Below are 6,200 nucleotides of genomic sequence, written 5' to 3'. Positions count from 1 at the left end.
ATTAATAATAAACTCAAATTAATCAAAAGACTTGGATATGGATTTCGCAACTTTAGTAATTTTAGATTACGTAGTTTATTAAACTGGCACTTTAGTATTAATTCTCCATAAAAGGGACGCAAGAGCCGGAAATATTTTGATAGCCTGCGTGGCGTAGCCATAGTTGGTCATTGACAGTTTCAATTAAAGCTCTTTTTCTTAACATAAGTTTTTCCCACAATTCAACTAATTTATTCTTCATATTCTTCTTAAAAGGAGTAATTAATTTCACATCATTTTCCAATAGTTCCTGAAATAAACTTTTAGAAATATATCCTTTATCTCCAAAAAGTCTTCCCCATAAATTTTGTGCCAAAGTAGGAACTGGTTTCCGGTCATCAACATTTCCGGGAGTAACTTGAAAAGCTAATAATTCGCCTTGTTCATTAATAATTAAATGAAGTTTAAATCCAAAGTACCAATCCACAGAATTTATTTCTGGAAATAGGTAATATAGACAGCTTATGTTGTTTAAAAATTTTAGGCAAAGTTTGATCATTATCAAACTTTGCCATTAACCTACTTTCTCTGAATTCATTAATACTATTGGACTCTATCTCAAAGTATCCTATTTCATTGATTTTTTGCAAAATAGAGTATTTTTCAAATAGTGCTTCCCAAGCAACATCATTTTTAGTGTTTTTATCACTCATAGTTTTTTACTAAAATCTCATCCACTTTACCTCTTTTTTTACCATTACAATTTATCGCTCTTATAGCTGATATTTTTGTATGCAGATAATCTTTATATAGGTCTTCGATAAATTCTGTATAAGCATTGCTTAGTAAAATATGACAACCCCTACTATTTAGATCATCAAATACCTCTTTTAATCTTCTCTGTTCCTGTTTATTGAAACCGTTAACATCGTAGCCAGTAAAAGAAGCAGTTTCGGAAACTGGATCATAAGGAGGATCGAGATATATAAAATCTCCTCGTTTTGCATCTTTAACAGCTTCTTGAAAATCAGAGTTTAATATTCTAACTTGATTTTCATTTAAATATTTATTAACTGCTTTTAAAACAGCTATATCTAAAATATTGGGATTTTTATATTTGCCAAAAGGTACATTAAATTGACCTTGAGAATTAACTCTAAATAACCCATTATAACAAGTCTTATTTAAGAAAATAATTCTGGATGCTCGTTGAACTTCTGTTTTAGACTTGAAATTCTTTTCTCGATCCCAGTCTCTAATATCATAATAATAATATTCATTATTTTTGTGATTTTTTAAATCCTCAATTAGTTCATCTAAAGAATTTTTAATTATTTTGTAACAATTTATCAATTCAGCATTACTGTCATTAATGACAGCTTTTTTAGGTTGCAAACTAAACAAAAGCGCACCACCACCAATAAAAGGCTCGTAGTAGGTTTGAAGATTATAATTTTTAGGGAGGTGATTGGCTAGAATTGTCGGCACAAGCTGTCTTTTTCCTCCTGCCCACTTTACAAAGGGTTTGACTGACGGATTAACTGATACCATTTTATGACCTGCAAATTATTAAGTGACAATAGCATAATGATACTATTGTACTATATAATTAATATTTTCCTATAGAGTCACAGTTATACTATATTTTTGGACAAAATCGGGATTTTTGAGAATTAGGGACTTCCAAGAAATAAATTATCCTGATTAACGAACCACGGAGGCGCAGAGGACACAGAGGAATAAGGGTTTGAGAGATTTTTGCCTTAGCTGGTTTATCGGTCGATAAGCCTTTTTTTTATCATGCAAATCATAAGCTGCACTACTAGTAGTCTGTCAAGAACTAATTGACGGGTAAATAAATTTTCCTTCTTTCCTTCTTTCTTCCTTCCTTCGTGTTCTTCGCGTCTTCGTGGTTCATTCCTTTATCCGTCAAAATTTATTTGACAGACTACTAGCAGCAATTTCGGCAACTAATTCTGGTGAACCTTCAATATAGTCATCTGCTGTAATGCGGGACTTTCCTCCGAAACTTTGATCAATGAATAAAATTCCATCGGGTTGGGGTTCTTTATCTTGATCTAATCTAATTGTGGGTTCAATACCTAACTTGACACCGGGTGTAGCAATTTGATAATTCCCTAACCAAATTACCAGTTTTGCATGGGGTTCTGCATGACGTTGAAAGCGTAAGGGTGATGCCACGTAAACTACTCCTTCGATTAATTCGGCTTTTTTAACATGGAGACTTTCTGTATAACGACGTTCAAATTCGTGGCGTGATAGGCGATCGCCACTTTCTAAAGGTAAAATCAGATTTTGAGGAGTATTGTTAATATCTGGTTTCTTAATCACCATGTTGCGTCCCTCCATTAATTACCTTAATTTTATAAAATATCCAACTTGTTAAACAACCATTTGCACGCACTATCCACGTCTGGAACTTGTTCTCCAGGGGGTACAGGTGGACGATTTACCATCACAACCTTAATTCCGAGTTTCCTAGCGGCGATAATTTTGGGATATGTGGCACTACCACCGCTATTTTTACTAACAATGGTATCTATATTATATTTGAGTAAAATTTCCTGTTCGTTTTCTAAGGTGAATGGTCCGCGATCGCATAAAATTAATCCAGGTGGGACGACAACATCAGTATTTGGTGGATCAATCATCCGCATTAAAAACCAAATTTCCTGTAAATGTGCAAAAGTCGCAATTTCTTGTCTACCAATTGTTAGAAATACTCGTTTAGCTTGATTTGCTAAAACAGCAGCAGCAGCGAGATTATTTTCTACTTCTAACCAACAATCATCCGCTAATTTTTCCCAGGGTGGACGAATTACCATTAATCGCGGAATACCTACTTCCTGTGTCGCTGCGGCAGCATTTTCAGAAATCTGATTAGCGAAAGGATGAGTAGCATCAATTAATATATCAATTTGCATTTTTCGCAAATAACTAACTAATCCTGAGACACCCCCAAAACCGCCAATCCGCACATTACCAACCAGATTAGCAGGTTTACGAGTTCGACCAGCTAAAGAAGCGATCGCCTCAATACCAGGAATATTTGCTACCTTAGCCGCCAATTCCACTGCATCACCAATGCCACCGAGAATTAAAACCCGCAACATATCAATTCCCTAAAAACCTCATGCTGTATTTATTACTCCTGACTCCTTTTAACTTGATTTTGGAGTTTTTCTATAGTTTGGGAATGTGACCGCTTTAATGAATAATTTAACCAAATCAAACTACCAGAAAACATAGTTACAACTACAACCAAAATACCTGTTAACAATTTCACCTGAAAATGCAGACGTTTTACCTGATTAACTTGATTTTCCTCTGGAAGTTGAGACATAGAAGCTAAACGGAGATTTTCATTATCTACCATCACCTCCATCCTCGTTTCTTCCACTTTTACAAATGTCACCTTACTTTGCAGCCATTGAGTAATTAACTCAGGACAATTTTTATTAAACCATTGCCAAGCCAGCATTTTAGCTACTGGTTTCGACATTTTAGTGATAAATTTTAGAGTCTTATTGAGAGTTCCAAAACGCAACTTATGATTGATCAAATTAGTTGAACCAACATCATAAAGACAATCTATGATAGCTTTGATTGTCACTTCTTCCTGATAGATCAAGGTTTTTAATAATAGTCTCAGTTCATTAATTAGTTGTTCCTCTTTCTCTTTCTCTTTTTCCTGAACTTTTTGTGTTAAATGATTAGATATTTTTGCAGATTTAGACATATTACAGCATATTGCAGATTAAGTAGGTGAACACAATGAAACCAAACTGTGTAAAGAAATGTAAAATCGCTGAAAACTTCTTTACTCTTGCCTCTTGCCTCTTACCTTGCTATAACGACAATTTTCAACGCCAACCTACTTAATGAGCTACAGGATCTAAATTCAAAGCCAGACAGCAAGCCAGTTTGACTCCTGACTCGGTGACTTCTGCTGTAAAAGTATGGGTAGCTGGAAAAGTTTTTTTATTATAGTTCCCAGTTTCCATTACCCAATCTTCCGAGAACCAGAAATTTTCGCCAAAGCATCTTGAAAAGCGGGTGGTAACTGACGCATAATTTTACCTTTTTCCCGATCTAAAGCGACTAACGTGACCAGAGCAGTAATATATAAATCTTGACCATCAGGAGAAACAAGGGTGTAGTCCCAGTTCATTCTCACTCCCGTTACCTCAGCCATCCGTGTTCTTACTATAACTGGCATTCCTAATTTCACCGACTGATGATAACGAATTGACAACTCTACAACAGGTAAATCACAACCTAAAGCTACTAAATCAGCAAATTCAATGCCGATGGAACGTAAGCATTCTACCCGGGCTTCTTCCATCCATGTTAAATAAGTACCATGCCAAACTATACCCGCATAATCAGTATGGTGAGGTTGGGCTCGGACTGGATATTCAAACCAATTTTCAAAGGCCACATTAGTCACACTATCAATGGCGCTGGTGGGTGGTAATTGAGGCTGATTGATTTCTTTAGGCATAATAATAATTTTTACAAGGGACAGATGACTAAAAAACCGATAAAACTTTGTAAATTGGATATTTGTGAACTATTTCTCATCTTACCAGATTGTCAGGACGTTGCGTACAACGCCCATGATTCCCAAAATTTGAGCAATACTGGTACATGAAGAAAGATAGACAGAAATTACAAAAATGACGATTCAACTTACAAATACAGGATTATTAGACTGGACTGGTGATACTTTAGCCTTTGGTCTATTTGAAGATGCGGTGGAGTTAACTGGGGATCTGGTCAAGTTAAATGATAAATTTGCGGGGATTTTAACAGAAGTTATTACCGAGGAAGAGTTTACAGGTAAGGCTAATAGCACCGTTGTTATTCGTTTAGGTGGGACTTACCCAGTGAAGAAGGTGATTGTAGTTGGTTTAGGGAAACCAGACGCGCTGAAACTGGAGAGTTTACGCCGTGTAGTTGCGACTCTAGCCAAAACCGCCAAAAAGCAAAAAACCAAGACTTTGGGTATCAGTTTACCACTGTGGAACAATGACCCAGCCACCACAGCCCAAGCACTAACTGAGGGCATAGAATTGGCACTTTACCAAGATATTCGCTTTAAATCTGAGCCAGAAGATAAAAATCCCAATATCGAAACCATTGATTTACTTGGTTTAGCTGGACAAGAAGCGGCTATTACCCGCGCTAATCAAATTGTTTCTGGTGTGATTTTGGCGAGACAGTTGGTAGCAGCCCCGGCGAATACGGTTACACCTATTACTATGGCAGAAACTGCCCAAGCGATCGCTCACGAACACGGGTTAGAACTGGAAATTTTGGAACAGGAAGAATGCGAAAAACTAGGCATGGGGGCATTTTTGGGAGTCGCCCAAGCTTCTGATTTACCACCAAAATTCATTCACCTCACCTATAAACCAGTCGGTACACCTAAGCGGAAACTGGCAATTATCGGAAAAGGCGTAACTTTTGATTCCGGTGGATTGAACATTAAAGGTGCTGGTAGTGGGATTGAAACCATGAAAATGGATATGGGTGGTGCAGCGGCAACTTTAGGCGCGGCTAAGGCCATTGGGCAGTTAAAACCAGATGTGGAAGTTCACTTTATCTCTGCCGTTACCGAAAACATGATTAGCGGTAAGGCATTGCACCCTGGAGACATCTTAACTGCCTCAAATGGCAAAACAATCGAAGTTAATAACACCGATGCTGAAGGGCGATTAACCTTGGCTGATGCCTTGGTTTATGCGGATAAGTTGGGTGTGGATGCGATCGTTGATTTAGCTACTCTTACAGGTGCTTGTGTGGTAGCTTTGGGCGAAGATATCGCCGGTTTATTTACACCAGATGACACGGTAGCTTCCCAACTACAAACCGCCGCTGACAATGCCGGTGAGAAAATTTGGCGGATGCCGATGGAAGATAAATATTTTGACGGGTTAAAATCGGGTATTGCTGATATGAAAAATACTGGACCCCGTTATGGCGGTTCAATTACTGCGGCTTTATTCCTGAAGCAGTTTGTTAAGGATACCCCTTGGGCGCATTTAGATATTGCCGGACCAGTTTGGGCTGATAAGGAACATGGCTATAACGGTGCTGGGGCAACTGGTTTTGGTGTGAGAACACTGGTTAGCTGGGTTTTAAGTTAGTTTAATTTCACCTCAACAGGGCGGGGAAACCCCAGGGCGGGGAAACCC

General features: G+C 37.7%; 8 protein-coding genes and 2 pseudogenes. 2 read left to right on the top strand and 8 right to left on the bottom strand.

Translation table 11 applies throughout. The features are described from left to right. Positions 1-111: transposase (locus IQ226_RS24225; RefSeq protein ID WP_143336292.1), on the top strand; the 111-nt coding region annotated here is incomplete at its 5' end. Between the two features lie 49 nt (positions 112-160). Here IQ226_RS24225 and IQ226_RS24220 read toward each other — a convergent pair. The 8 genes and pseudogenes from IQ226_RS24220 to IQ226_RS24190 all read right to left on the bottom strand — a co-directional run. Then, positions 161-460: pseudogene (locus tag IQ226_RS24220) on the bottom strand (transposase); the annotation flags it as partial. Continuing rightward, entirely contained in the window at positions 444-692 is a 249-nt protein-coding gene (locus tag IQ226_RS24215) for a hypothetical protein (RefSeq protein ID WP_193899636.1), read from the bottom strand. The gene IQ226_RS24215 and the pseudogene IQ226_RS24220, both read right to left, overlap by 17 nt. Next, the gene (locus IQ226_RS24210) at positions 685-1,530 is read right to left on the bottom strand and encodes a DNA adenine methylase (RefSeq protein ID WP_193899634.1); all 846 of its coding nucleotides are present in this window, start codon (positions 1,528-1,530) and stop codon (positions 685-687) included. The genes IQ226_RS24215 and IQ226_RS24210 overlap by 8 nt, the downstream gene beginning before the upstream one ends. A gap of 396 nt (positions 1,531-1,926) precedes the next feature. Further along, positions 1,927-2,334 (bottom strand): annotated as a pseudogene (locus IQ226_RS24205) (Uma2 family endonuclease); the annotation flags it as partial. A gap of 29 nt (positions 2,335-2,363) precedes the next feature. Further along, positions 2,364-3,113 (bottom strand): cobalt-precorrin-6A reductase, encoded by a 750-nt coding sequence (locus IQ226_RS24200; protein ID WP_193899632.1) that lies wholly within the window; start codon positions 3,111-3,113, stop codon positions 2,364-2,366. Positions 3,114-3,145: 32 nt separating this feature from the next. Beyond that, the gene (locus tag IQ226_RS24195) at positions 3,146-3,739 is read right to left on the bottom strand and encodes a hypothetical protein (RefSeq protein ID WP_193899630.1); all 594 of its coding nucleotides are present in this window, start codon (positions 3,737-3,739) and stop codon (positions 3,146-3,148) included. 139 nt (positions 3,740-3,878) lie between these two features. After that, positions 3,879-4,004 (bottom strand): hypothetical protein, encoded by a 126-nt coding sequence (locus IQ226_RS25755; RefSeq protein WP_255540002.1) that lies wholly within the window; start codon positions 4,002-4,004, stop codon positions 3,879-3,881. Next, a complete protein-coding gene (locus IQ226_RS24190; protein ID WP_193899629.1) occupies positions 4,004-4,504 on the bottom strand; it encodes a thioesterase family protein in 501 nt (166 codons plus the stop codon). Before IQ226_RS24190 ends, IQ226_RS25755 begins: the two co-directional genes overlap by 1 nt. 175 nt (positions 4,505-4,679) lie before the next feature. Between IQ226_RS24190 and IQ226_RS24185 the strand changes: the two genes are divergently transcribed. After that, positions 4,680-6,152 (top strand): leucyl aminopeptidase, encoded by a 1,473-nt coding sequence (locus IQ226_RS24185; protein WP_193899628.1) that lies wholly within the window; start codon positions 4,680-4,682, stop codon positions 6,150-6,152. Positions 6,153-6,200: the final 48 nt, after the last annotated feature.

The organism is Dolichospermum sp. LEGE 00240 (assembly GCF_015207875.1).
Lineage (GTDB): Bacteria > Cyanobacteriota > Cyanobacteriia > Cyanobacteriales > Nostocaceae > Dolichospermum > Dolichospermum gracile.
Note: the sequence above shows the minus strand (reverse complement) of the source record. Positions and strands in the feature narration are given on the sequence as shown.

Bases quoted from the DNA above. Each gene is read 5' to 3' on its own strand.
- IQ226_RS24185 (WP_193899628.1), top strand. From the start codon at position 4,680: ATGACGATTCAACTTACAAATACAGGATTATTAGACTGGACTGGTGAT.
- IQ226_RS24190 (WP_193899629.1), bottom strand. From the start codon at position 4,504: ATGCCTAAAGAAATCAATCAGCCTCAATTACCACCCACCAGCGCCATT.
- IQ226_RS24210 (WP_193899634.1), bottom strand. From the start codon at position 1,530: ATGGTATCAGTTAATCCGTCAGTCAAACCCTTTGTAAAGTGGGCAGGA.
- IQ226_RS25755 (WP_255540002.1), bottom strand. From the start codon at position 4,004: ATGGAAACTGGGAACTATAATAAAAAAACTTTTCCAGCTACCCATACT.
- IQ226_RS24215 (WP_193899636.1), bottom strand. From the start codon at position 692: ATGAGTGATAAAAACACTAAAAATGATGTTGCTTGGGAAGCACTATTT.
- IQ226_RS24200 (WP_193899632.1), bottom strand. From the start codon at position 3,113: ATGTTGCGGGTTTTAATTCTCGGTGGCATTGGTGATGCAGTGGAATTG.
- IQ226_RS24195 (WP_193899630.1), bottom strand. From the start codon at position 3,739: ATGTCTAAATCTGCAAAAATATCTAATCATTTAACACAAAAAGTTCAG.